The organism is Aquabacterium humicola (assembly GCF_030167915.1).
Classification (GTDB): Bacteria; Pseudomonadota; Gammaproteobacteria; order Burkholderiales; family Burkholderiaceae_C; genus Pseudaquabacterium; species Pseudaquabacterium humicola.
The window spans coordinates 73476-99030 of sequence record NZ_JARGNB010000006.1 but is presented as its reverse complement, the minus strand read 5'-3'; the positions used below and the strand labels follow the sequence as shown (position 1 = coordinate 99030).

The 25555-nt window shown below is 69.6% G+C and carries 21 protein-coding genes; 16 read left to right on the top strand and 5 right to left on the bottom strand.

Features of this window, described 5'->3' with window-relative positions; translation table 11 throughout:
• The first annotated feature begins 38 nt into the window (after positions 1–38).
• The 6 genes from P1K89_RS23610 to groL all read left to right on the top strand — a co-directional run bounded on the left by P1K89_RS23610 (position 39) and on the right by groL (position 4731).
• A complete protein-coding gene (locus P1K89_RS23610; RefSeq protein WP_350081996.1) occupies positions 39–911 on the top strand; it encodes a prepilin peptidase in 873 nt (290 codons plus the stop codon).
• A gap of 3 nt (positions 912–914) precedes the next feature.
• Positions 915–1520 carry a dephospho-CoA kinase gene (gene coaE / locus P1K89_RS23605; RefSeq protein ID WP_284618985.1) on the top strand — a complete coding sequence of 202 codons (606 nt, stop codon included), beginning with the start codon at positions 915–917 and terminating at the stop codon, positions 1518–1520.
• Between the two features lie 72 nt (positions 1521–1592).
• Entirely contained in the window at positions 1593–2348 is a 756-nt protein-coding gene (zapD, locus tag P1K89_RS23600) for a cell division protein ZapD (protein WP_284618984.1), read from the top strand.
• Positions 2349–2371: 23 nt separating this feature from the next.
• Positions 2372–2590 (top strand): DNA gyrase inhibitor YacG, encoded by a 219-nt coding sequence (locus P1K89_RS23595; RefSeq protein ID WP_284618983.1) that lies wholly within the window; start codon positions 2372–2374, stop codon positions 2588–2590.
• 151 nt (positions 2591–2741) lie between these two features.
• Positions 2742–3032 carry a co-chaperone GroES gene (gene groES, locus P1K89_RS23590; RefSeq protein ID WP_140626030.1) on the top strand — a complete coding sequence of 97 codons (291 nt, stop codon included), beginning with the start codon at positions 2742–2744 and terminating at the stop codon, positions 3030–3032.
• Between the two features lie 55 nt (positions 3033–3087).
• Positions 3088–4731: a chaperonin GroEL gene (gene groL, locus P1K89_RS23585; protein ID WP_284618982.1), complete on the top strand. Its 1644-nt coding sequence runs from the start codon at positions 3088–3090 to the stop codon at positions 4729–4731.
• Between the two features lie 171 nt (positions 4732–4902).
• On the opposite strand, the gene P1K89_RS23580 is transcribed toward groL, so the two are convergent.
• Together P1K89_RS23580 and P1K89_RS23575 are read right to left on the bottom strand one after the other, a co-directional pair.
• Positions 4903–5706, bottom strand: a complete 804-nt coding sequence (locus tag P1K89_RS23580) for a choice-of-anchor L domain-containing protein (protein ID WP_439898028.1) — start codon at positions 5704–5706, stop codon at positions 4903–4905.
• A 101-nt stretch (positions 5707–5807) separates the two neighbouring features.
• On the bottom strand, positions 5808–6143 hold the full coding sequence (locus P1K89_RS23575) for a hypothetical protein (RefSeq protein ID WP_284619284.1): 336 nt from the start codon (positions 6141–6143) through the stop codon (positions 5808–5810).
• Here P1K89_RS23575 and P1K89_RS23570 point away from each other — a divergent pair.
• Together P1K89_RS23570 and P1K89_RS23565 are read left to right on the top strand one after the other, a co-directional pair.
• Positions 6033–7448, top strand: a complete 1416-nt coding sequence (locus P1K89_RS23570; protein WP_284619273.1) for a DUF1631 family protein — start codon at positions 6033–6035, stop codon at positions 7446–7448. The two genes, P1K89_RS23575 and P1K89_RS23570, sit on opposite strands and share 111 nt — an antisense overlap.
• Positions 7448–9721: a patatin-like phospholipase family protein gene (locus P1K89_RS23565; RefSeq protein WP_284618980.1), complete on the top strand. Its 2274-nt coding sequence runs from the start codon at positions 7448–7450 to the stop codon at positions 9719–9721. The genes P1K89_RS23570 and P1K89_RS23565 overlap by 1 nt, the downstream gene beginning before the upstream one ends.
• 15 nt (positions 9722–9736) lie before the next feature.
• On the opposite strand, the gene P1K89_RS23560 is transcribed toward P1K89_RS23565, so the two are convergent.
• Both P1K89_RS23560 and yihA read right to left on the bottom strand, forming a co-directional pair.
• Positions 9737–10672, bottom strand: coding sequence for an alpha/beta fold hydrolase (locus P1K89_RS23560; protein WP_284618979.1), 936 nt, complete (start codon positions 10670–10672; stop codon positions 9737–9739).
• The gene (yihA, locus tag P1K89_RS23555; protein WP_284618978.1) at positions 10612–11355 is read right to left on the bottom strand and encodes a ribosome biogenesis GTP-binding protein YihA/YsxC; all 744 of its coding nucleotides are present in this window, start codon (positions 11353–11355) and stop codon (positions 10612–10614) included. The genes P1K89_RS23560 and yihA overlap by 61 nt, the downstream gene beginning before the upstream one ends.
• 87 nt (positions 11356–11442) lie before the next feature.
• Here yihA and P1K89_RS23550 point away from each other — a divergent pair, with 87 nt between their 5' ends.
• From P1K89_RS23550 to P1K89_RS23515, 8 genes are all read left to right on the top strand, one after another.
• Positions 11443–12063 carry a c-type cytochrome gene (locus tag P1K89_RS23550; protein ID WP_284619272.1) on the top strand — a complete coding sequence of 207 codons (621 nt, stop codon included), beginning with the start codon at positions 11443–11445 and terminating at the stop codon, positions 12061–12063.
• A gap of 197 nt (positions 12064–12260) precedes the next feature.
• Positions 12261–14429 (top strand): cytochrome c biogenesis protein ResB, encoded by a 2169-nt coding sequence (locus P1K89_RS23545; RefSeq protein WP_439898027.1) that lies wholly within the window; start codon positions 12261–12263, stop codon positions 14427–14429.
• Positions 14426–15793, top strand: coding sequence for a c-type cytochrome biogenesis protein CcsB (ccsB, locus tag P1K89_RS23540; RefSeq protein ID WP_284618977.1), 1368 nt, complete (start codon positions 14426–14428; stop codon positions 15791–15793). The genes P1K89_RS23545 and ccsB overlap by 4 nt, the downstream gene beginning before the upstream one ends.
• Positions 15794–15874: 81 nt before the next feature.
• On the top strand, positions 15875–16858 hold the full coding sequence (gene msrP / locus P1K89_RS23535) for a protein-methionine-sulfoxide reductase catalytic subunit MsrP (RefSeq protein WP_284618976.1): 984 nt from the start codon (positions 15875–15877) through the stop codon (positions 16856–16858).
• A gap of 13 nt (positions 16859–16871) precedes the next feature.
• Positions 16872–17501 (top strand): protein-methionine-sulfoxide reductase heme-binding subunit MsrQ, encoded by a 630-nt coding sequence (msrQ, locus tag P1K89_RS23530; RefSeq protein WP_284618975.1) that lies wholly within the window; start codon positions 16872–16874, stop codon positions 17499–17501.
• Positions 17502–17574: 73 nt separating this feature from the next.
• Positions 17575–18726, top strand: coding sequence for a hypothetical protein (locus P1K89_RS23525; RefSeq protein ID WP_284618974.1), 1152 nt, complete (start codon positions 17575–17577; stop codon positions 18724–18726).
• A 114-nt stretch (positions 18727–18840) separates the two neighbouring features.
• Positions 18841–19443 carry a hypothetical protein gene (locus P1K89_RS23520; RefSeq protein WP_284618973.1) on the top strand — a complete coding sequence of 201 codons (603 nt, stop codon included), beginning with the start codon at positions 18841–18843 and terminating at the stop codon, positions 19441–19443.
• Positions 19444–19513: 70 nt separating this feature from the next.
• On the top strand, positions 19514–19753 hold the full coding sequence (locus P1K89_RS23515; RefSeq protein ID WP_284618972.1) for a hypothetical protein: 240 nt from the start codon (positions 19514–19516) through the stop codon (positions 19751–19753).
• A 22-nt stretch (positions 19754–19775) separates the two neighbouring features.
• On the opposite strand, the gene uvrA is transcribed toward P1K89_RS23515, so the two are convergent.
• The gene (gene uvrA, locus P1K89_RS23510; protein WP_284618971.1) at positions 19776–25499 is read right to left on the bottom strand and encodes an excinuclease ABC subunit UvrA; all 5724 of its coding nucleotides are present in this window, start codon (positions 25497–25499) and stop codon (positions 19776–19778) included.
• Between the last annotated feature and the right edge of the window lie 56 nt (positions 25500–25555).

Sequence of the window (25555 nt, the reverse complement as noted above, 5' to 3'; positions counted from 1 at the left end):
GGCTGCTGTCGCCGCTGGCCCTGGGCGTGCTCGGTCTGGTGATCGGCAGCTTCCTCAACGTCGTCATCCACCGCAAGCCGGTCCTGCTCGAGCGCCAGTGGCTGAATGACGCGGCCCAGTACCTGCAGGACGGCACTGCGATGCAACGCGTGCTGGGCCCGAACCGGCGCCGGCTGGACGAGCTCGCCGGCGTCGGGCGAGCCCTCGAAGGCGAGCTGGAGGCGCTGCCAGCGCTGAGCCTGTCGCGGCCACGCTCGCGCTGCCCGAACTGCGCCCGACCGATCGCCTGGCACGAGAACATTCCGCTGTTCGGCTGGCTGCGCCTCGGCGGAAAGTGCGCGGGCTGCAAGACCAGGATTTCCGGGCGATATCCGCTCGTCGAGTTGCTGACGGGCGCCTTGTTCTGGGCGGTCGGCTGGCGCTTCGGACCGACCGCATCGACGCTCGTGTACTGCCTGGCGGTCGCCGTGCTGATCGCCGCGGCCTTCATCGACTTCGACACCACCCTGCTGCCGGACGACCTGACGCTGCCGTTGATCGGGCTGGGACTGGTGGCCGCATGGCAGCAGTGGATCCCGGTGACGCTGGCCAATGCGGCGCTGGGCGCCCTCTTCGGCTACTTTGCGCTATGGGCGGTCGCGTGGCTGTACCGCGTGCTTCGTGGCGCCGAAGGCATGGCCGAAGGCGACTTCAAACTGCTGGCCGGACTCGGAGCGCTGCTGGGCTGGCAGGCGCTGCCGTCGATCATCCTGCTGTCGTCGGTGGTGGGCGCGGCCGTAGGCGTTTCCATGATCGTTGCGCGCCGGCATGAACGAAGCGTGCCGATTCCGTTCGGCCCCTACCTGGCCGGCGGTGGCGTGGCGGCGCTGTTCTTCGGCGCGCAGCTGGGCCATCTCTGGCAGATCGGCTGAACCTTGCCCACGGTCCGCATCGGCCTCACCGGCGGTATCGGCAGTGGCAAGAGCACGGTGGCAGCCACATGGGTGGCATTGGGCGGAACGCTGGTGGACACCGACGCCATCGCGCACGCGCTGACCGGCCCGGGCGGCGCCGCGATGCCGGCCTTGCGGCATGCGTTCGGCGATCACATCGAACAGGCGCCGGAAGCAGGACTCGATCGGGTGCGGATGCGGGCGATCGTCTTCGCCGAGCCCGATGCCCGCCGCCGGCTCGAGGCCCTGCTGCACCCGATGATCGGTGCCGAGGCGCAACGCCAGGCTGCCGCGGCCTCCGGCGCCGTGGTCTTCGACGTGCCGCTGCTGGCCGAAACCCGCCACTGGCGACAGCGGTGCGACCGCATCGCGGTCGTCGACTGCAGCGAAGCGACGCAGGTGCAGCGGGTGATGGCGCGCTCGGGCTGGCCGGAGCAGCAGGTGCGCCAGGTCATCGCGCAGCAGGCCCCACGCGGCCTGCGCCGCTCGATCGCCGACGCCGTGATCCACAACGACGGCCTGTCGCTCGACGAAGTCCGGGAGCAGGCCACAGCGCTGTGGCGACGCTGGCTCGCCGTTCGATCTTGAAACGTCGGGCCGGGCGCGTGTGAAACAATCCTCAGCCAGCGTGCGGCAACGCACGACAAGAGGAAGCCCCCCTTGGTTCTCTACGAGTACCCGTTCAACGAGAGCATCCGAACGATGCTCCGCCTCGAGCATCTGTTCGATCGGCTGGGCCAGCTGCTGCCCCGCGACGCAGCGGTCGACCACCACTTCGCGCTGGTCACGCTGTTCGAGATCCTCGACGTCTCATCCCGCGCCGACCTGAAGTCGGACCTGCTGAAGGAGCTCGAGCGCCACAAGTCACAGCTCGTGGCCTATCGCAGCAACCCGCAGGTTTCGCAGAAGACGCTCGACGACGTGATCTCGCGCATCGAGCACGCCTTCGATGGCCTCAGCCACCAGGCCGGCAAGGCCGGCGTGTCACTGAGTGCCCATGAGTGGTTGATGAGCGTGCGCAGCCGCATCAGCATCCCGGCCGGTACCTGCGAGTTCGATCTGCCGGCGTACTACGCCTGGCAGCAGCTCGAGGGAGCGCGTCGGCGCGTCGACCTGCAGGGCTGGGTGGCGACGCTGGAGCCGATGGCCGAGGCGGTGCAACTGTTGCTGCAGCTGCTGCGCGACACCGGCGCGCCGCACAAGGTCTTCACCACCGGCGGCCAGTACCAGCAGGGCATTCCGCCCGGCCGCGCCTACCAGCTGCTGCGCCTGAGGATGGACGGCTCTACCGGGCTGATACCCGAGATCTCGGGTCACCGGCTGATGGTCTCAATCCGACTGATGCGCTGCGACGCGGACGGGCGTCTGCGGCCCGCGGCCGAGGACCTGCCGCTCGAACTGGCGCTCTGCGCCTGACCGGACGACTCGGCCGCTCGAGGATGGCGTCGACCGGGAACGACCCGACCACGGCGCGTCGGGTGCGCTGCCCCACCTGCGGCGCAATGACGCTCTTCGCGCCCAGCAACCGCTGGCGGCCCTTCTGCAGCGAGCGCTGCCGCAGCGTCGACCTCGGCGCATGGGCCAGCGAGCGTTACCGCGTGGACGTATCCGGTGACCGGCGCGACGACGGCGATGACGATCCTGCGGCGACCCCTTGAAGCCGCCCCACCCGTCCCTATAATCCGATTGCTAGCACTCACCGATCGCGAGTGCTAACGGCCGGATAATCCACCGGCACGACCATCAAGACAGCGCCCGACAAGCGGGCGCTGCTGTTTCAGGTTGACAGCGACCAATCAAGGAGATGCGATGAAACTTCGTCCGTTGCACGATCGCGTGATCGTCAAGCGCCTCGAAAACGAAACCAAGACCGCCTCGGGCATCGTGATCCCCGACAACGCGGCCGAGAAGCCCGACCAGGGCGAAGTGCTCGCGGTCGGCCCGGGCAAGCGCAATGACAAGGGCGACTTCGTCGCCCTGAACGTCAAGGTCGGCGACCGCGTGCTGTTCGGCAAGTACAGCGGCCAGACCGTGAAGGTCGACGGCGACGAACTGCTGGTGATGCGCGAAGAGGACCTCTTCGCCGTCGTCGAGAAGTGACCGGCCTTGTCGGCCGCCCGCCTGAACCCCTGAACTGAATCCGGAGAGCAATCAAATGGCAGCAAAAGACGTTGTCTTCGGCGCGGACGCGCGCCATCGCATGGTCGAGGGTGTGAACATCCTGGCCAATGCCGTCAAGGTCACGCTCGGTCCCAAGGGCCGCAACGTGGTGCTCGAGCGCTCGTTCGGCGCCCCCACCGTCACCAAGGACGGTGTCTCGGTCGCCAAGGAGATCGAGCTCAAGGACAAGCTCCAGAACATGGGCGCCCAGATGGTCAAGGAAGTCGCTTCCAAGACCAGCGACAACGCCGGTGACGGCACCACGACCGCGACCGTGCTGGCGCAGTCGATCGTGCGCGAAGGCATGAAGTTCGTCGCCGCGGGCATGAACCCGATGGACCTGAAGCGTGGCATCGACAAGGCGGTCACCGCCCTGACCGAAGAGCTGAAGAAGGCCTCGAAGCCGACGACGACCAGCAAGGAGATCAGCCAGGTCGGTTCGATCTCGGCGAACTCCGACGAGTCGATCGGCAAGATCATCGCCGACGCGATGGACAAGGTCGGCAAGGAAGGCGTCATCACCGTCGAGGACGGCAAGAGCCTGAACAACGAGCTCGACGTCGTCGAAGGCATGCAGTTCGACCGCGGCTACCTGTCGCCGTACTTCATCAATAACCCGGACAAGCAGTCGGCGATCCTCGAGAACCCGTTCGTGCTGCTGTTCGACAAGAAGATCAGCAACATCCGCGACCTGCTGCCGACGCTGGAGCAAGTCGCCAAGGCCGGCCGGCCGCTGCTGATCATCGCCGAGGAAGTCGAAGGCGAAGCGCTGGCGACCCTGGTCGTCAACACGATCCGCGGCATCCTGAAGGTCGTCGCCGTCAAGGCGCCGGGCTTCGGTGACCGTCGCAAGGCCATGCTCGAGGACATCGCGATCCTGACCGGTGGCAAGGTGATCGCCGAGGAAGTCGGCCTGACGCTCGAGAAGGTCACCCTCGCCGACCTGGGCCAGGCCAAGCGCGTCGAGGTGGGCAAGGAGAACACCACGCTCATCGACGGCAACGGTGCCGCTGCCGACATCGAGGCGCGCGTCAAGCAGATCCGCGTGCAGATCGAGGAAGCGACCAGCGACTACGACCGTGAAAAGCTGCAGGAACGCGTGGCCAAGCTGGCCGGTGGCGTGGCGGTGATCAAGGTTGGTGCCGCGACCGAAGTCGAGATGAAGGAGAAGAAGGCCCGCGTCGAAGACGCGCTGCACGCCACGCGTGCGGCCGTCGAAGAAGGCATCGTGGCCGGTGGTGGCGTCGCGCTGCTGCGCGCCCGCGCCGCGATCGGCTCGATCAAGGGCGACAACGCCGACCAGGACGCCGGCATCAAGATCGTGCTGCGGGCCGTCGAACAGCCGCTGCGCGAGATCGTCGCCAACGCCGGTGGCGAGCCGAGCGTCGTGATCAACAAGGTGCTCGAGGGCAAGGGCAACTTCGGCTTCAATGCCGCCAACGACACCTACGGCGACATGATCGAGATGGGCATCCTGGATCCCACCAAGGTCACCCGCACCGCGCTGCAGAACGCCGCGTCGGTCGCCGGCCTGATGCTGACGACCGAAGCGATGGTCGCCGAGGCCCCCAAGGAAGACGCGCCGGCGATGCCGGGCGGTGGCATGGGCGGCATGGGCGGCATGGGCATGGACATGTGATGTCGCAGGCAGGTGCTGTCGCACCTGCCGCTCGCGGCCTCAAGCCCCATCCACGAAACCCTCCCGGGCTCACGCCCTGGAGGGTTTTTTCTTGGCCAGCGCGGCCCCCGAAAGCGGGCATAAAGAAAGGGCGCCGAGGGCGCCCTTTCCGACTGGCAGTGTTTTCGGTCTTCAGGCGCGGCGGCGGCGCGACGCAGCCAGCGCGGCGAGGCCCAGGCCCGCCAGGGCCAGTGACGCCGGTTCCGGCGCCGGGTTGTTCGGATCCGTGCCGCCGAAGGAGCCGGCCTGGATGAACACGACGGAGTCGAGGTTGCTGTCGCCGATGTCGCGGATGCGGAACTCGAAGTGGTTGGTGCCGGCTTGCAGCAGGCCGGTCGCCTTCAGCACGACAGTCAGGCCGTCCAGCTGGATGTCGAGGTTCTGGTTCACGCAGCCGGGGGGCTGGTTGGCCTCGCCGTCGCGGTTGTTGCGGTAGAACTGCGAGTTCGTCAGGCAGTTCACGTTGTTGATCTCGACGACGCCGAGACCATTCGGCAGCTGGGCGATGTTGACGCCGTTCAGCAGCAGGTCGAAACGGTCATTGAAGCCCGACGGTGCGTACTGCGTGTACTCCTCGGAGCCGAACACGTAGTTGAAGAACACCTCGCCGGTGGTCGTCGTGAAGTCGAAGGCCAGCGTCGTGATGTTGCCGGCGCCGGTGCAGCTGCCCTGGTTGTTCGGGCCGGGGATGCAACCGGTCGTACCGGTCGTCAGCGCGATGCCGGACTCGAAACCGACCGAGTTGGCGCCGCCGGTGAACGTGCCCGACGGGGCGGCGGTGTTGGACGTCAACGTCGCGTTGGTGATCGTCACGCCCGAACCGGCGATCGCGTTGGCAAGCGCCGTGGCGTCCGTGTTGTTGGTCACCACGATCGCTTGGGCACCCGCGGCGGCGGCTACGAGAGCGCACGCTGCGGCAATCCGCTTGAACATCATCTGCTTCTCCTGGTTGGTTTGCGGAGCCTGGGTGGCCCCAATCCCGGCCAACAAAAAGCAACCTGTGTGCCATTGTCTAAAACTCTTTTTTCATCAATGACTTAGAAGATCGTATCCAGCGGTTTCAGCGTGGTCTGTAAGCGCGCCCGACACCCCTGTTCTGGGTGTCGCCGGGTCGCTTCGACGCCAGACGCATAATCTGCCAACAGCCAATGCAGTCGAACCGCCGTCCCACCCTGCAGGATTTCGTCGATGACGAGATGCTGCGTGCGCCTCTGCTTTTCGACCAGGTCGTCGACGCCGTGCTCGAGATGTGGCGCAAGGCGATCGGCCACGGCCTGCGCCACGGCATCGATGCGCCCCGGGTACTTCAGAGCCACCGCGGCGATCTCGTGTCCGAGGCGGTGCGCGCATTGCGCCAGCAGGTATCGGCGCATCGCGGGCCTGCCGCCGCCGTGCCGGGGGCCGGGGGCCCCGCGGCACCCCAAAAGCTCGAGTTGTCGTTGATCGACGAAGACGAGGTGGCCGCCGACATCGAGGTCTCGCGCGCGATCGAGCGCATCAAGTCGATGGCGGAGTTCGAGCTTCGCGAGCTGCAGGCCTTCACGTCCGCGCTGGTCGGTGACTTCAACGTGTCGAAGGACACCAACCCTTTCCGCCCGGAAGCTTACGTGCGTGCGCTGTGGCAGGGCGCGCAGACCTTGCCGATGAGCCGCGGCGGCCAGGCTGCGCTGCTGCACGATGCCGCCGACGCGCTGGCAAAGACCTTGCGCCAGGGCTACGCCGCCGCCTGCAGCCGCCTCGAGGATCAGGGCATCGAGCCGGCCGTCTACCGCACGATCGTCGTATCGCCCGCCACCCGCGGCGGCCCGATGCACCATGAGACGGCGGCCGCCCAGGTGGACGTCAGCCTGCAGGAGATCCGCGACAGCCTGCCGATGCCGCTGGGCGGCGTGCCGCCGCTGCCATCCCATGCCGCCGGCCCACGCATCGACCACCAGCTGATCGACCTGTTGTCGCGCCTGTTCGACGCGATCCAGTCCGACCGCTCGCTGCCGCCCCCCTGCCTCGCGCTGCTGCTGCGGCTGCATCCGACCGCGCTGCGCCTCGCGGTTCAGGACGCCTCGATGCTCGACGACTACGACCACCCGGTCTGGCGCTTCATGGACCGGCTGGCCTTTTGCATCTCGACCGCGCACGCGATCGAGCTCGAGCGCTGGCTGCAGTTCGCCCGCCAGCTGGTGGACCACCTGGTCGCCGATGGCGCCGCCGATGTCGCGCGCTTCCAATGGGCGCTCGAGCGCATCACCGCGTACGAGCGCCACAGCTTCGAGCGTGCGCTGCTGGTCGCGCAACCCGAGATCAGCAGCCTGCAGCAGACTGCCGATCCGGCCGAGCAGACGCTGGACATCGAGACGATGGACACCGTGCCCGCCGAGCTGCTGCCCGACGACGCGACGATCACGCCGGCCAACGCCATCCAGCCGGTGGTGCTGTTGCCCGGCGAGCACCTGCGCGCCTACCTGCAGGGCGACTGGCGCCTGATGCAGTTGCTGTGGACCGACCGCAGCGGCGAGACCTGGCTGCTGCGCGATGCCGCGACGACGCGCCACTGGGCGCTGCGCCTGCGCGCGGTCGAACGCCTGGCCGCAGCGCAGCTGGCGCTGCCGGTGCGGCCGCGTTCGCTGGTGCGCACTGCGGCCGACCGCATGCTGCGCTCGATGCCGCCCATCGCGCGCTGATGCTCGGCGCGCGGATGTTGCGCGCCGGGCTGCTGGCGGTGGCGACATTCGCCGTCCTGGCTGTTGTTCCGGCCGACGCACCGGCCCAGACCAACGCGGCGGCCGCCACGCCGAAGGCCGACAGCCAGCGCCCGAAGATCGGCCTCGTGCTGTCCGGCGGCGGCGCGCGCGGCCTGGCGCACGTCGGCGTGCTGAAGGTGCTGGAGGAGATGCAGGTGCCGGTCGACGTCATCGCCGGCACGTCGATGGGCGCGATCGTCGGCGGCCTGTACGCCAGCGGCATGCGCGCCGCCGAGCTCGAGCGCGAACTGATGCAGGTTCGCTGGGACGAGGTGTTCTCGCCCCGCATCGAACGCCGCCACTTGTCGCAGCGGCGCAAGGAAGAGGACTTCGAGATCTCGCCGCTGATCGAGCTCGGCCTGCGCGATGGCGAACTGCGCACGCCGCAGGGTGCCGTCTCGAGCCGCGGACTCGAATCGCTGCTGCGCCGCTACACGCTGCCGGTGAGCCACGCGGCGACCTTCGACGAGTTGCCGATCCCCTTCCGCGCGGTGGCCACCGACATGGAAACCGGCGCGGCGGTGATCCTCGATCGGGGCGACCTCGCGCTGGCGTTGCGCTCGAGCATGAGCGTGCCCGGCGTCTTCGCGCCCACCGATGTCGACGGCCGCATCCTCGGCGACGGCGGCCTCGTCAACAACACGCCGGTCGACGTCGTGCGCGCACTCGGCGCCGACATCGTCATTGTCGTCAACATCGGCACGCCGCTGGCCGGCCGCGAGACCTTCGGGTCCGCCCTCGGGCTGACGCAGCAGATGATCAACATCCTGACCGAGCAGAACGTGCAGCGCAGCCTGGCGACGCTGAAGGCCCAGGACGTGCTGATCGCGCCATCGCTCGGCACGCTGAGCTCGTCGGACTTCGCGCAGGTGCGGCAGCTGATCGCGCTGGGTGACGCCGGCGCGCGCGGCCGCAGCGACCGGCTGACCGGCCTGGCGCTCGAACCACCCGCATATGCCGCGTGGCGCGCCGGCCATGCCGCCCGTTCGCTCGCACCGACCCGCCTGGCCTTCGTGCGCATCGAGGGCACGACGCAGACCAACCCCGAGCGCCTGCAGGCGATGCTCGAGTCGAAACCGGGCCAGGTCTTCGACGCGGCGCGGGCCGAGCTCGACGCCAAGCGCCTCGCCGGCGGCGGCGACTACGTGCGCGCCGACTACCAGTTGGTGCGCGAAGCGGCCGGCGACGGCCTGGTATTCGACCTCGAGGACAAGGCCTGGGGACCGAACTACCTGCGCGCCGGCCTCGACCTGTCGACCGACTTCCGCGGCCGCAGCGCCTTCACGCTGAAGCTCAGCCACAACCGCCACTGGCTGACGAAGAACGGCACCGAGTGGCGCAACCGCGTGCAGATCGGTGAGTCGCCCGGCGTCTTCACCGAGATCTATCACCCGCTGCTGTGGACCTCGTCGCGGGCCGACGACTGGTTCGCCGCGGCGTATGCCGGCGTCGAGCGGCGGCGCCAGCCGATCTACGCCGCCGACACCGGCGACGAGGACGCGGTCTTCCGCCGCGATCTCTTCGTCGGTGGTATCGACCTTGGCCAGCCGTGGGGCGAGTTCGGCGAGCTGCGCCTGGGCTGGTCGACGTTGGGCCTGCGCGCGGTGCCCATCGTCATCGGTGCCGGGTTCCAGGGGCCGACGCAGCGCCTGCACCTGGCCGAGAACGGCCCGCGCGCCCGCGTCGTGATCGACCAGCTCGACTACGCCAGCTTCCCGTCGTCCGGCTACCGCCTCGACGGCGAGCTCGCCTGGGGTCGCCGCACCGGCGACCTGCGCGGCGACTTCACGCGGCTGGAGCTGCACGCCACCGGCGCCACCAGCCGCGGCTCGCACACGGTGAACCTGCACGGCACGCTGCTGATGGCGGGCCAGCGCCGTGGCGACAGCATCCAGCGCTATTCGCTCGGCGGCTTCCACCAGCTGTCGGGCTACCAGAGCGGCCAGTTGAGCGGCAACGACGTGCTGCTGCTGCGGCTGACCTGGTACCGGCGCCTGAACCAGGCCCCGACCTTGACGCGCGGCTTTTTCGTCGGCGGCTCGCTCGAGCTGGGCAACGCCTGGGCGGACCACCGCGCCATGTCGATCGGTTCCTTGCGCAGCGGCATGAGCCTGTTCGTCGGCGCCGACACCGGCATCGGCCCGCTCTATCTGGGCTTCACCTGGGCGCCGCGCGGCGTGCCAGGCGTCGTGCTGTTCATCGGCCGGCCCTGACGGGCGGCGGTGCCTTCAGGCGGCGCGGGCGTCGCGCAGCGCGTCGGCGATCGTCTCGATCACCAGCGCCGGCCGCTCGTGCACGATCCAGTGCGTGGCGTCGGGCACGTGCCGCACCGAGAGGTCGGGCACCCATTGCGACAGCCCCTGCAGCAGCACCGGCAACAGCGCGGCATCGGCGTCGCCCCACAGCACGCGCGTCGGCAGCGCGACCTTCAGCACCGAATCGGGCAGCTGCAGCGAGTCGATCGAACGATCGCCGGCGGTCGGCGGCCGCAGCGGCGACACGCGGTAGTAGTTCAGCGGGCCCTCGAGCCCGCAGGACCACACGGCGCGGTAGCGCTCGCGCAGCGCCGGCGTCAGCCAGTCGGCGCGGCCGAAGCGGTCGAGCGTCGCGAACAGCCGCGCGAAATCGTCCTGCGCCAGCAGCACCGCCGCATCGGGGCGCACGAGCCAGCTCATGTAGTCGCTGGCCGCCTGCTGCGCCGGGTTGTCGCGCAGCTCACGCAGGAAAGTGCCCGGGTGCGGCGAGTTGATGACCACCAGCTGCTTCACCAGGTCCGGCCGCAGCGCCGCCAGGTTCCAGCCGACCGCGCCGCCCCAGTCGTGCGCGACCAGCACGTCGATCGGCGCGCCGATCGCCTCGATCAGCGCCACCAGGTCCGCCACCAGGTGCTTTGCACGATAGGCCTCGATGCCTTCGGGCGCGCTCGAACGCTCGTAGCCGCGCAGGTTGGGGGCGACGCAACGCACCGCGGCGCCGCCGAGCGCGGCCATCACCTCGTCCCAGACGAACGCGGCCTCGGGAAAGCCGTGCAGCAGCACGACGCGCTGCGGTGCGTCGGCCGCGCCCGCGCCGCGGCACGACAGCGTGATGCCGTGCGGCAGCGTCAGGTCGAAGGTGTCGATTCCGGCGTCGGCTGGGGATTCGAAGCGGGCGGGCTGGTCCATGCGCGCAGCGTACAGGCCGCGTCGCCCAGGCCCTGTCGCGTAAGTGCCGAGAACAGCGTGATGCCGATGTCGGCGTCGTCGCTCGCCAGCTCGGCCAGCACCTTCTGCGCCTGCATCAGCGCTTTCGCCGCCTCGTTGCGGCTGAGCTTGTCGGCCTTGGTCAGCAGCACCAGCAGCTTGACCTCGCCGTTGCCGACACGCTCGCCGACGAAGCCGAGCAGCTGCCGGTCGAGCGTCGTGAAGCCGTGGCGGGCATCGACCATCAGCACGACGCCGGCCAGCGCATGGCGGTGCGCGAGGTAGTCGGCCATCACCTGCTGCCAGCGCAGCTTGGCGTCGCGCGCCACCGCGGCGTAGCCGTAGCCCGGCAGGTCGGCCCACAGTGCATCCGGTGCTTCGGCGGGGCCGAGCTGGAACAGGTTGATGTGCTGCGTGCGGCCCGGCGTCTTCGAGGCGAAGGCCAGGCGGCGCTGCTGCGCCAGCGTATTGATGGCCGTCGACTTGCCGGCATTGCTGCGGCCGACGAACGCGATTTCCGGCAGGCCGGGCGGCGGCAACTGGTCGAGCTTGCTGGCGGTGGTGAGGAAACGGGCGCTCTGCGTCCAGGCCAGGGCCGTGCGTTCTTCGGGGCTGACCGCGGGGGGCGCGGCGGGCGCCGGGGCGGCGCGGTCGGGGGAGGTCATGGAGCATTGTAAAATCGCCCGGTTTTGCTTCCCGCACACCAAGCCAAGGTCCATTCCGACATGAAGTCGCTGCACGCCCCGACCGTCATGAAGTCGCTGCTCTCCGTGACGCTGCTGGCCGCGCTGGCCGCGCCTGCGTTTGCCGCCGACGCCCCCGCCGCAGCGGCCAAGCCGGACCTCGCCAAGGGCGAGGCGATCTCGAAGCAGGTCTGCGCCGCCTGCCACACCGCCGACGGCTCGCGCGGCACACCGGCGAACCCGATCATCGCCGGCCAGCACCCGGCCTACCTGGCCAAGCAGCTGATGGAGTTCAAGGAAGGCAAGCGCCTGAACCCGGTGATGCAGGGCATGGCCGCGCCGCTGTCGGAAGCCGACGTGAAGAACGTCGCCGCGTTCTACGGCAGCAAGGACAGCAAGCCCGGCTTCGCGCGCAACAAGCAGCTGGTGTCGCTGGGCGAGAAGATCTACCGCGGCGGCATCGCCGACAAGCACGTGCCGGCCTGCGCCGGCTGCCACAGCCCGACCGGCGCCGGCATCCCCGCGCAGTACCCGCGCCTGGGCGGCCAGCATGCCGATTACACCGAAGCGCAGCTGATCGCCTTCCGCGACGGCAAGCGCGGCAACTCGCCGCAGATGCAGCAGGTCGCGCAGAAGATGAGCGACCGCGAGATCCGCGCCGTCGCCGACTACATGGCCGGCCTGCGCTGATCGCGCGCGCTCGCTGCTGCTTCCCCCGTCACGAAGGCCGGTCACTGACCGGCCTTCGTCGTTTCCGGACCCCTCGACCGGATAATCCGCCCCATGGTCGACCCCCTGCTCACTTTGTTCGCTCCCCCAAGGATCCGAAGGATCCCCTTCGGGACCCCGGGGGGCTCAGCGCCCTTCGGGCGGCCGGGCGGGCGCTGATGTCCTCCGTCCCCGCCGGCCTGCCGCCGCACGCCGCCTCGCACCGCCTGCGCGACACCTACGAGCTGGTGTCGTCGATGCGCTTTGCGATCGCGCTGTTCGTGCTGATCTGCATCGCCTCGATCATCGGCACGGTCGTCCAGCAGAACCAGCCCTACAACAACTACGTCAACCAGTTCGGGCCGTACTGGGCCGAGGTGTTCGGTTCGGTCGGGCTGTACGCGATCTACAGCACGCCGTGGTTCCTGCTGATCCTCGGCTTCCTGGTGATCTCCACCAGCCTGTGCATCGCGCGCAATACGCCGAAGATCGTCGCCGAGCTGAAGAGCTACAAGGAATCGGTGCGCGAGAGCGCGCTGATGGCCTTCCACCACCGCGCGCACGGCACGCTGGCGCTGGCGCCCGAGGCCGCGCTGCAGCGCGCGTCGGCGCTGCTTTCATCACATGGCTGGCAGGCGAAGGCGCAACTGCGCGAGGGCGGCACGATGGTCGCCGCGCGCAAGGGCATGGCCAACAAGATCGGCTACCTCGCGGCGCATTCGGCGATCGTGCTGATCTGCATCGGCGGCCTGCTCGACGGCGATCTGATCGTGCGGCTGCAGATGGCCGCGCTCGGCAAGACCACCTACGCCGGCGGCGGGCTGATCCGCGACGTGGCCGAGAAGCACCGCCTGTCCGAGCGCAACCCGACCTTCCGCGGCAACCTGCTGGTGTCCGAGGGCACGCGCGCCGGCGTCGCCGTGCTGAGCATGTCCGACGGCATCGTGCTGCAGGACCTGCCCTTCGATGTCGAGCTGAAGAAGTTCAAGGTCGACTTCTACGACACCGGCATGCCGAAGCTGTTCGCCAGCGACATCGTGATCCACGACCGCATCGACGGCACGCGCACCGAAGCGGCGGTGAAGGTCAACGAGCCGGCGATCCACCGCGGCATCGCGATCTACCAGAGCAGCTTCGACGACGGCGGCTCGCAGCTGAAGCTGCAGGCGCTGCCGATGAACGCCGGTGGCCAGCGCTTCGCCATCGAATCCACCGTCGGCAGCTCGACGGCCCTGACCAACGGTGACCAGAAGCTGACGGTCGAGTTCACCGGCCTTCGCGTGATCAACGTCGAGAACCTCGACGGCAACAGCGCCGGCGCCGCCGAGACCGGCGCGACCGACGTGCGCAAGGTCGACCTCGTCGGCTCGCTGGACAAACACCTGGGCTCGGGCGCGAAGGCGCCGAAGGACAAGTCCCTCCGCAACGTCGGCCCGTCGTTCAGCTACAAGCTGCGCGACGCCAGCGGCCAGGCGCGCGAGTACAACAACTACATGCTGCCGGTGCAGCTGGACGGCCAGACGCTGTTCCTCGCCGGCGTGCGCGACACGCCGAACGAGCCCTTCCGCTACCTGCGCATGCCGGCCGACGAGCAAGGCAGCATCGACGGCTGGATGCGCCTGAAGGCGGCGCTGGCCGACCCGGCGCTGCGCGAGCAGGCCGCGAAGCGCTACGTCGCGCTCGCCACACCCACCGACAAGCCGGAGATGGCCGAGCAGCTGTTCATCACCGCGCAGCGCGTGCTGCAGCTCTTCGCCGGCGGCACCCCGCCGTCCGCCGCCGCGTCGTCCGGCCCGTCCGGCGGCCTGAACGCGCTGGCGCAATTCATCGAGTCCACGGTGCCCGAGGCCGAGCGGCCGCGCATTTCCGAGGTGATGCTGCGCATCCTCAACGGCTGCCTGTTCGAGCTGGCCAACCTGTCGCGCGAACGCGCCGGGCTCAAGGCCCTGGCGGCCGACGACGCCACCGCGCGCTTCATGCAGCAGGCCGTGCTGTCGCTGTCCGACGCGGTGTTCTACCCGGCGCCGGTGCTGCTGCAGCTGGCCGACTTCAAGCAGGTGCAGGCCAGCGTGTTCCAGGTCGCGCGCGCGCCGGGGCAGAAGCTCGTCTACCTCGGCGCGGCATTGCTGATCATCGGCGTGTTCGCGATGCTGTACATCCGGGAACGCCGGCTGTGGATCTGGCTCCAACCGGACCCGGCCGGCGGCACGCGCGTGCGCGCGGCGCTGTCGACGACGCGGCGCACGCTGGACGCCGACGCCGAGTTCGAGACCCTGAAGACCGCGCTGCTGCACGATGCACGGCGCCCTGATCAAGCCCGCCACGCGACCGACCAGGCAGCGACATGAACACCACGACGACCCCTTCCGCCGCGACGACGCAGACCATCGCCATCGGCCGCCCGGGCTTCCTGGCCCGGCGCGATCTCGCCGACTGGCTGTTCGCGCTGGCCATCGTTGCCGGCGCGATCTACGCGTTCCGCCGCTACCAGGCCTCGATGGACGGCTACGAACAGGCGATCCTCGTCGGCAGCGTGCCGGCGCTGATCGCCGTGGGCTGGTTCTGGCGCTCGATGCGCGCGCTGGCGGTCGGTGTCGGCGCCGCGGCGCTGCTGGCGATCGCGCTCTACGGCCGGGCCGCGGACAGCTTCGGCGCCGACCTCGCGCAGGCCGAGAACGTCTTCCTGCTGAAGTACTTCCTGTCCAGCCAGAGCGCGATCCTGTGGATGGGCGTGCTGTTTTTCATGAGCACCGTGCTGTACTGGATCGGGCTGCTGGTGAAGGCCGACGACAACACCGCGCAGAAGGTCGGCTCGCTGCTCGCGTGGGCCGGCGTCTTCATGGCGATGGTCGGCACGCTGGTGCGCTGGTACGAAAGCCACCAGATCGGCCCGGACATCGGCCACATCCCCGTCAGCAACCTCTACGAGGTCTTCGTGCTGTTCTGCTGGCTGACGGCGGTGTTCTACCTGTACTACGAGCAGCACTACAAGACGCGCGCGCTCGGCGCCTTCGTGATGCTGGTGGTGTCTGCGGCGGTCGGCTTCCTGCTCTGGTACACGGTCGCGCGCGACGCGCACCAGATCCAGCCGCTCGTGCCGGCGCTGCAGAGCTGGTGGATGAAGCTGCACGTGCCGGCGAACTTCATCGGCTACGGCACCTTCTCGCTGGCCGCGATGGTGGCCTTCGCCTACCTGGTGCAGCGCTCGGCGGGCGAGACGAACTGGTGGAAGCTGGCGCCGCTGGCGCTGGTCGGCGTGGTGCTGTGCCTGCAGCCGGTGGTCTTCCGCAAGAACGCGATCGCCGGGCTGTCGAGCTACTGGGCGGTGTATTTCGGCGTCGCACTGCTGATCGTCGGCGGCATCCTCGCCGCGCGCCGGCGCATCGCCGCCAAGCTGCCGGCGCCCGAGGTGCTCGACGACGTGATGTACAAGTCCATCGCGGTCGGCTTCGCGTTCTTCACGATCGCCACCATCCTCGGCGCCTTCTGGGCCGCCGAGGCCTGGGGCGGCTACTGGAGCTGGGACCCGAAGGAAACCTGGGCGCTGATCGTCTGGCTGAACTACGCGGCCTGGCTGCACATGCGCCTGATGAAGGGCCTGCGCGGCGCAATGTCGGCCTGGTGGGCACTGGCCGGCCTGCTGGTCACGAGCTTCGCCTTCCTCGGTGTCAACATGTTCCTGTCTGGCCTGCATTCGTACGGCGAGTTGTGATTCTCGGCACGCCGGAGTGAACTCGGCGTAAGGCTTGGCGCTCCCACCCCGACTGACGGTTCAACCAGGAGCCCGAGCACCATGCTGTTGCTGCCGCAAGACCGCGGATTCATCCATCCGCATCCGTCCGAGATCACCCCGCGCGAGAGCTACCTGCGCCGCCGCGACTGGTTGCTGGCCGGCGCCGCGATGGCCGTCGGCGGCCCCGCCGCACTCGGCAGCGGCCCGGCGCATGCGCAGGGCAAGGGTCCGAAGCTCGCCGGTGCGCGCAGCAGCGTCGCCGGTGCGATGGCGATGGACGCGCCGACAGCCTACAACGACGCCACCACCTACAACAACTTCTACGAGTTCGGCACCGACAAATCCGACCCCGCGCGCAATGCCCACACGCTGAAGACACGGCCGTGGACCGTCGCGATCGAGGGCGAGGTGAAGAAGCCGAAGACCTGGGACATCGACGAGCTGCTGAAGCTCGCCCCGATGGAAGAGCGCATCTACCGCCTGCGCTGCGTCGAAGGTTGGTCGATGGTGATCCCGTGGGTCGGCTACTCCTTGTCCGAGCTGATCCGGCAGGCCGAGCCGACCGGCAACGCGAAGTTCGTCGAGTTCGTAACGCTGGCCGATCCGAAGACCATGCCCTACGTCGGCTCGCGCGTGCTCGACTGGCCGTATGTCGAAGGCCTGCGCCTGGACGAGGCGATGCAGCCGCTGACCTTGCTGTCCTTCGGCATGTACGGCGAGGTGCTGCCGAACCAGAACGGCGCACCCGTGCGGCTGGTGGTGCCCTGGAAATACGGCTTCAAGAGCGCAAAGTCGATCGTCAAGATCCGCTTCGTCGAGAAGCAGCCGCGCACCGCGTGGGTCAAGGCGGCGGCGCAGGAATACGGCTTCTATTCGAACGTCAACCCGAAGGTCGACCACCCGCGCTGGAGCCAGGCCACCGAGCGGCGCATCGGCGAGGCCGGCGGCATCTTCGCCAAGAAGCGGCCGACCTTGATGTTCAACGGCTACGAGCCGCAGGTCGGCCAGCTCTACGCCGGGCTGGACCTGGCGAAGAACTACTGATCCGGTCGGTCGCGTGAACAAGCTGCTGCTGCACCCGGCCACCAAGCCGGCGCTGTTCGTGCTGGCGCTGGGGCCCTTCGTGCAGCTGCTGGCCGGCGCGATCCTCGACACGCTGGGTGCGAACCCGGCCGAGGCGCTGATCCGTGGCACCGGCGACTGGGTGCTGCGCCTGCTGTGCCTGACGCTGGCGGTCACGCCGCTGCGCGAGCTGACCGGCTGGAGCGCGCTGGCGCGGCTGCGCCGCATGCTGGGGCTGTTCGCGTTCTTCTACGGCGTGCTGCACTTCCTCTGCTATGCCTGGCTGGACATGGGCCTGGTGCTCGAGGACATCGTGCGCGACATCCCGAAGCGGCCCTTCGTGCTGGTCGGCACGCTGGCGTTGCTGCTGATGGCGCCGCTGGCCGCCACCTCGTTCAACCGCGCGATCAAGGCGCTGGGCGCGGCGCGATGGAAGGCGCTGCACAAGCTGGTCTACGCCATCGTGCTGCTGGGCCTGCTGCACTTCTTCTGGATGCGCGCCGGCAAGAACGACTTCGCCGAGTGGTCGGTCTACGCGGTGATCGTCGCGCTGCTGCTCGGCTGGCGGCTGCGCCACCTGGCCAGCCGTGCCGTCCTGAGGCCGGGCCGCCAAGGCGCGGGTTGACCCGCAGGCGCCCGCCGTGGCGCCCACCGCGCCGCAGGGCCACAATGAGTGTCATCGCGCTCGGCCCTGACCGATGACCGACACTGCCGCGCCCTCCTCCCCCACCGCGGATGCCGAGTTCTCGAACCGGCTGCAGGCCTCGGCGCGGGCGCTGGCCGAAGGACGACATGCGCAAGGCGCCGAGGAGGCGCAGCTGGCCATCGAACGCGCGCAGGCCGCCGCGCTGCCGCCCGCCGACCTGGCGCGTGCCTTCCACCTGCTGGCCACCCACCAGTGGCGCCTGGGTCTCTTCGAGGACGCTGCGCTGACCGCGCGCCGTGCGCTGGTGCTGTGGCAGCAGCTCGGCGATCCCGGCCCGGCCTGCGAGACCCACTGCCTGATCGCCACCGCGTTCACCGAGCTCGGCCTGCATGAAGAAGCGCTGCGCCATGCCGCCGCGGCGTTCGACCTGTCGCGCCGCCACGGCCTGGCCACGCGCGAGGTCGAGGCGCTGAACCGGCTCGGCATCTGCCACGAACGCCTGGGCGACCCCGAGCGGGGCGAGCAGTACCTGCTCAGCGCGCTGCAGCAGGCGCGCGCCCTCGGCGACGAACCGGCCGAGACGATGGCGCTGAACAACCTGGCAGCCACCGGCATCGGCGCCTACCACCTGCTGACGCAGCGCGGCGAGAACGCCAGCGCGCATGCCTTCCTGCGACGCGGCCGCGCGCATGCGGAAGCCGTGCTGCAGCTGGTGGACCGCGCCGCCGATGCCTACCGGCAGTGCGTCGTGCGCGGCAACCTGGGCGAGATCCTGTCGCTGCTCGGCGAGTTCGACCTCGGCGAGGCGCTGCTGCTGCAGACGCTGAGCGTCGCGCGCGATCGCGGCTACAAGGCCGTCGAGCTGCGCACCCGCTACAACCTGGGCGAGCTGCGCATGCTGCAGGGCCGGCACGACGACGCGCTGATCGAACTGCATGCGTCGCTCGAGGCGCTGCGCCAGAACGACCATGCCAACACCCGCATGCGCGTACACCGCGCGCTGCACCAGTCGTACAAGGCGCTCGGCCGCTTCGAGCCGGCGCTGAACCACTTCGAGGCCTACCACGCGATGGAGATGCAGCGCCTGTCGCTGCAGGCCCGCGCGCAGGCGCGGCTGATGGTCAACCGGCAGGACGTCGACATGGCGCTGGCTTCGGCGCCGACGCCCTTCGCCAGCGCGCCGATGCCGCTTCAGCGCGGCTGAGCCGCACGTGGCGGCTCGTCGCCGCCGTTCGTGAAACCGGTCACGATCGACGGCCCGTCGTCCCCCGGGCTCGCGGGGAAGGCAAGCGCGCACGCCGTGCCTAGCATCTCACCCATGCAGCCCGACCATCGCCCCCACGCCGCCCTGATGGACCGCGCCGAGCGCGGCCTGCCCGAAGGCTTCGCGCGCCAGGCGCTGACGCTGGCGATGAAGGCCCTCGACCTCGCCGAGCTGCGCGGCCGCCCGGCCGACCTGAGCAACGCGCTGGCGCAGGTGGCGCGCTGCCTGAAGGCGCTCGGTGCCTTCATCCCCGCCGAGGACTACCTCACGCAGGCGCTGCGCTGGAGCACGCTGGTGCCCGGCCTCGATGCCCGCGTCGACCTCGTCTGCGAGCTCGCCGAAGTGGCTTGCGCGATCGCCGAATCGGAACAGGCCGCCGGCGAGGAGGACCGACAAGTGCTGCGCGCCGCGCTCGAACGCGCCCGCGACCATGCCTTCGAGGCGGCCGGCTTGGCCGGCCAGACCAGCGACGCCCAGTGGGAGGTGAAGGTGCTGCTGCGCATCAGCGACGTGCTGGAGCGCTGCGGCGACCACGACGACGCGGCGACGATGCAGAACCGGGCGATCAGCCTGATGGGCCTGAATGCCGACCTGTCGCGCGCCGCACAGGAAGGCGCCGAGCCGACGCTGGCACCGGGCTCGATGCTGCTGATGTGAGCGGCGCGCCGGTCGCGGCCCGGCGCTTTGCGGCACACTCGGCAGGACCGATGTCCCCGGAGACTGCCGCATGCAAGCGCCCGCGCGCTACCTCGTGATCATCGACAGCGACGGTGCGCAGACCGCGATGCTCTTCACCGCCGCGCGCCTGCGTGTCGCCGAGTTCGACGCCGGCACCGAGGAGATCGCGGTGATGACCACCGGCCTCGCACCGACGCGCAGCGCCACCGCGCCCGAGTGGGACAAGGCGCTCGCCGGCAGCACGCCGGCCGCGCGGGCGGCGGCCGAGGTCTACGAGCTCGACGTCTGACGAACCGCGCCGGGCACCGCGCTCAGCGTTGCAGCACCGGCCTCAACGCCTCGCCGGTGTGCGTGCGCCGTTCGACCAGCAGCTCTGGCGGCCCGGCCGCGACGATGGTGCCACCGGCACCGCCGCCCTCGGGCCCCAGGTCCAGCACCCAGTCGGCCTCGGCGATGACGTCGAGGTCGTGCTCGATGACGACCACGCTGTGGCCGCCGTCGACCAGCCGGTGCAGCACGCGGATCAGCTTCTCGACATCGGCCATGTGCAGGCCGACCGTCGGCTCGTCGAGCACGTACAGCGTGTGCGGCGGCTTCTGGCCGCGCCGCGTGATGTCGTCGCGCACCTTGCTCAACTCGGTGACCAGCTTGATGCGCTGCGCCTCGCCGCCGGACAAGGTCGGCGACGGCTGGCCCAGCGTCAGGTAGCCGAGACCGACGTCCTGCAGCAGCTTCAGCGGGTGCGCGATCGACGGCATCGACGCGAAGAACTCGACCGCCTCGTCGACCTCCATCTGCAGCACCTCGCCGATGCTCTTGCCCCGCCAGCTGACCGCCAGCGTCTCCGGGTTGAAGCGCATGCCGTGACACTGGTCGCAGGGCACCTTCACGTCGGGCAGGAAGCTCATCTCGATCGTGCGCACGCCCTGGCCTTCGCAGGCGGCGCAGCGGCCGTCGCCGGTGTTGAAGCTGAATCGCGCGGCGGCGTAACCCCGCGCCTTGGCTTCGAGGGTCTCGGTGAAGAGCCTGCGGATGTTGTCCCAGAAGCCGATGTAGGTCGCCGGGCAGGAGCGCGGCGTCTTGCCGATCGGCGTCTGGTCGACCTCGAGCACGCGGTCGATCGGCTCGTAGCCCGCGAGGCCCGTGCAGCCCACCAGCGCCAGCCCCTTGGCCAGCGATTCGCGCCCGGCCTTGGTCGCCTTCAGCTGCACCGCCGTCTGCACGTTGGCCAGCAGCACGTCGCGCGCCAGCGTGCTCTTGCCGGAGCCGGAGACGCCGGTCACCGCGACCAGCCGCTGCAGCGGCACCTGCACGCCGATCTGCTTCAGGTTGTGCAGGTGCGCGCCCTCCAGCGCGAGCTGGAAGGTCGCGAGGTTCACCACGCGCCGCGACTGCAACGGATGCTTCAACGGGTTCGCGAGGAAGCGGCCGGTCAGTGAATCGGCGTGCTTCGCGAGATCGGCGGTGCGGCCCTGCGCGATCAGCCGGCCGCCGCGCTTGCCGGCGCCGGGACCGATGTCGATGATGTGGTCGGCGCGGCGGATCGTGTCCTCGTCATGCTCGACGACGACCAGCGTATTGCCCTGCTCCGACAGCCGGCCGAGCGCCTTCAGCAGGATGCCGTTGTCGCGTGGATGCAGGCCGATCGTCGGCTCGTCGAGCACATAGCAGACACCCTGCAGATTGCTGCCCAGTTGCGCGGCCAGCCGGATGCGCTGCGCCTCGCCGCCGGAGAGGGTGGGCGCCGCGCGGTCCAGCGTCAGGTAGCCCAGGCCCACCTCCTCGAGGAACTCGAGCCGGTTTCGGATCTCGACGATCACGTCGCGCGCGATCGCCAGGTCGCGCTTGTTCAGGCGGCCCGAAGGTTCCAGCGCCTCGACCCACTGCCGCGCTTCGCCGACCGACCATTGCGCGACCGTCGTGATCGCCTGGTCGTCGAAGCGGATCGAGCGCGACACCGGGTTCAGCCGCGTGCCCGCGCAGTCCGGGCAGGGTTCGCCGCCCAGGCCCTCGGGCTCGATCTCCTCCGAAGGGAAGCTCTGCTCGCGGCCCTTGTCGTCGTCCGAGCGCACCGAGTCGTCGTAGGCCTTGCGCTGCTCGCGCGTCAAGGTCAGCCCGGTGCCGACGCAGGTGGTGCACCAGCCGTGCTTGCTGTTGTACGAGAACATGCGCGGGTCGAGCTCGGGATAACTCGTGCCGCACTGCGGGCAGGCGCGCTTGGTCGAGAAGACCTTCAGCGCGCCGATGCGGCCGGTGGCGCCGCCGGTGGCCATCGCGCCGGCCAGCCCGTCCAGCGGCGCCAGGAGGTGCAGCACGCCCTTGCCCAGTTCCAGCGTCTTGGCCAGCATTTCGCGCAGGGCGCCCTCGTCGTCGGCGTTGACGATCAGGTCGCCGACCGGCAGCTCGATCGTGTGCTCCTTGAAGCGGTCGATGCGCGGCCACGGGTCGACCTTCAGGAACTCGCCGTCGACACGCAGGTGCGAGTGGCCCCGCGCCTTGGCCCATTTCGCCAGGTCGGTGTAGACGCCCTTGCGGTTGACCACCAGCGGCGCGAGCAGACCCACATGCTGGCCCTTGTAGTCGCGCAGGATCTGCGCCGCGATGCTCTCGATGCTCTGCGGCCGCACCTCGGCGCCGTCGTTGACGCAGTACTGCGCGCCCAGCTTGACCCACAGCAGGCGCAGGAAGTGCCAGACCTCGGTCGTCGTCGCCACCGTGCTCTTGCGGCCGCCGCGCGACAGCCGCTGCTCGATCGCCACCGTCGGCGGAATGCCGTACACAGCGTCGACCTCGGGCCGGCCCGCCGGCTGCACGATGCTGCGCGCGTAGGCGTTCAGCGACTCGAGGTAGCGGCGCTGGCCCTCGTTGAACAGGATGTCGAAGGCCAGCGTGCTCTTGCCCGAGCCCGAGACGCCGGTGATCACGCTGAACTTGCCGCGCGGGATGTCGACGTTCAGCGATTGGAGGTTGTGCTCCTTCGCGTTGACGATGCGGATCGACTCGTCGATCACCTTGCGCGCGTCGCGCTTCGCCTTCGCGATCAGCTGCAGCGGCCGGCCCTCTTCGACCCGGTGCTCGCCGATGCCCAGCGCCGCTTCGTACTCGCGCAGCGCGCGACCGGTGTGCGACGCGGCGTGTTTCTTCACGTCCTCCGGCGTGCCGGCACAGACGATCTCACCACCGGCATCGCCGCCTTCCGGCCCGAGGTCGATGATCCAGTCGGCCGAGCGGATCACATCGAGGTTGTGCTCGATGACGATCAGCGAATGCCCGGCCTCCAGCAGCTTGCGCAGCGAGCGCATCAGCTTCGCGATGTCGTCGAAGTGCAGGCCGGTGGTCGGCTCGTCGAACAGGAACAGCGTGCCCTTCTTCGCCGCCGGCTGCTTCGGCCCGCTCGCGGCCTCGGCGAGGAACCCCGCCAGCTTGAGGCGCTGCGCCTCGCCGCCGGACAAGGTCGGCACCGGCTGGCCGAGCCGCACGTAGTCCAGGCCGACGTCGACGATCGGCTGCAGCCGCGCGACCACCTGCGGGTCGCCACTGAAGACGATGCAGGCCTCGGCGACGGTGAGTTCCAGCACGTCGGCCACCGACAGCCGGTAGTGGCCGCGCGTCAGCTTGACTTCGAGCAGCTCGGCGCGGAAACGCTTGCCGTCGCAATCCGGGCAGCGCAGGTAGACGTCGGACAGGAACTGCATCTCGACGTGCTCGAAGCCCGAGCCGCCGCAGGTCGCGCAGCGGCCGTCGCCGGCGTTGAAGCTGAACATGCCGGCGCCGTAGTTGCGCTCGATCGCCAGCGGTGCCTGCGCGAACAGCTTGCGGATCTCGTCGAACGCGCCGACATAGGACACGGGGTTCGAGCGCGCGGTCTTGCCGATCGGGCTCTGGTCGACGAACACCGTGTCGGCGAGCCAGTCGGCGCCGAGCAGCCGGTCGTGCTCGCCGGCGCCTTCGGTCGGCTTGCCGAAGTGGCGCAGCAGCGCCGGCACCAGCACGTCCTGCACCAGCGTGCTCTTGCCGGAGCCGGAGACGCCGGTGACCACCGTCAGCCGCTGCAGCGGGAACTCGACGTGCAGGTCCTTCAGGTTGTGCTCGCGCGCGCCTTCGAGGATCAGCTTCGGCGTCGCTTCGTTGACGAAGCGCCGGATGCCGATGCCCACGTGCTTGCGCGCGCCGAGGTAGGCGCCGGTCAGCGTGTCGGCGTGGCGCGCGGCTTCGGGCGGACCGTCGAAGACGATCTGCCCGCCGCGTTCGCCGGGGCCGGGCCCCATGTCGATCAGCCGGTCGGCGGCCAGCATCACCGCCGGGTCGTGCTCGACGACCACCAGCGTATTGCCGGCATCGCGCAGGCGGTGCATCGCCTCGACGATGCGGTTCATGTCGCGCGGGTGCAGGCCGATCGACGGTTCGTCGAGCACGAACATCGTATTGACCAGCGAGGTGCCGAGCGCGGTGGTCAGGTTGATGCGCTGCACCTCGCCGCCGGACAGCGTGCGGCTCTGGCGATCGAGCGTCAGGTAGCCGAGGCCCACGTCGCAGAGGTACTTCAGCCGCGTGCGCACCTCGTCGAGCAGGAGTTTCAGCGCTTCGTCGAGCATCGTGCTCGGCAAGGTCAGGCCGTCGAAGAAGCGGCGCAGGCGCTCGATCGGCAGCAGCATCAGGTCGTGCAGGCACAGGCCCGACAAGGCCTCGAGCTGCGCGCGCGACCAGGTCACGCCCTTGGGCAGGAAGCGCCGGCCCGACGCCATCACGCCATCGGCATCGGCCTTCGCGCCCAGGCGCCACAGCAGCGCCTCGGTCTTCAGCCGCGCGCCGCCGCAGGTGTCGCAGGGCGTGTAGCTGCGGTACTTCGACAGGAGCACGCGGATGTGCATCTTGTACGCCTTGCTCTCCAGGTAGCCGAAGAAGCGGCGCACGCCGTACCACTGCTTGTTCCAGTTGCCGTTCCAGTGCGGCGAGCCCTCGATCACCCAGTCCTGCTGCGCCTTGGTCAGCTGGCTCCACGCGGTGTCGCGCGGGATGCCGGCCTCGCCGGCGTACTTGATCAGGTCGTCCTGGCACTCCTTCCAGGCCGGCGTCTGCAGCGGCTTGATCGCACCGGCGCGCAGCGTCTTGCGATGGTCGGGGATCACCAGGCCGAAGTCGACGCCGATCACCCGGCCGAAGCCGCGGCAGGCTTCGCAGGCGCCGAAGGCGGAGTTGAAGCTGAACAGCGCCGGCTGCGGATCGGCATAACGCAGGTCGCTGTCGGGGCAGTGCAAGCCGGTGGAATAACGCCACAAATCAGCGGCTTCATCGGCCCCGTTCGTGAAGGCGTAGACATTGACGCGGCCGCTGCCGCGCCGCAGCGACAGCTCGATCGCCTCGACCACCCGCGCCTTCTCGGTGCCCGCGATGCGGAAGCGGTCGGCGACGACGTCGAGCAGCTTGCGATGCTCGACGATGCGCTCGGCCTGCACCCGGGTGAAGCCCGACGCCGACAGCCACTGCTCGACCTCGGCCGGCGTCACGCTTTCGGGCAGCTCGACCGGGAAGGTGATCACGACCCGGGGGTCGCCCGCCGCGGCCGCCCGCGCGACCAGGTCCGCGTAGATCGTCTCCGGCGAGTCGTGGCGCACCCGCTGCGCCGTCTGGCGGTCGAAGAGCTCCGCCGCGCGTGCGAACAGCAGCTTCAGGTGGTCGTTCAGCTCGGTCATCGTGCCGACCGTCGAGCGCGAGGTGCGCACCGGGTTGGTCTGGTCGATGGCGATCGCCGGCGGCACGCCGTCGACCTTGTCGACCGCCGGCCGGTCCATGCGGTCGAGGAACTGGCGCGCGTAGGCGCTGAAGGTCTCGACGTAGCGGCGCTGGCCCTCGGCGTACAGCGTGTCGAAGACCAGGCTCGACTTGCCCGAGCCGGACGGCCCGGTGACCACCGTCATCTCGCCGGTGCGGATGTCGAGGTCGAGGTTCTTCAGGTTGTGCTGGCGGGCGCCGCGGATGCGGATCAGGCCGGCGCCGTGGCGGAGGGAATCGGGGGGCAGGTCGGCGCCGTTCATGGGGGCTCGGGACGGGCTCGAGGAGGCGGAGCGGGGCATTCTATGCAGCGCCCCCG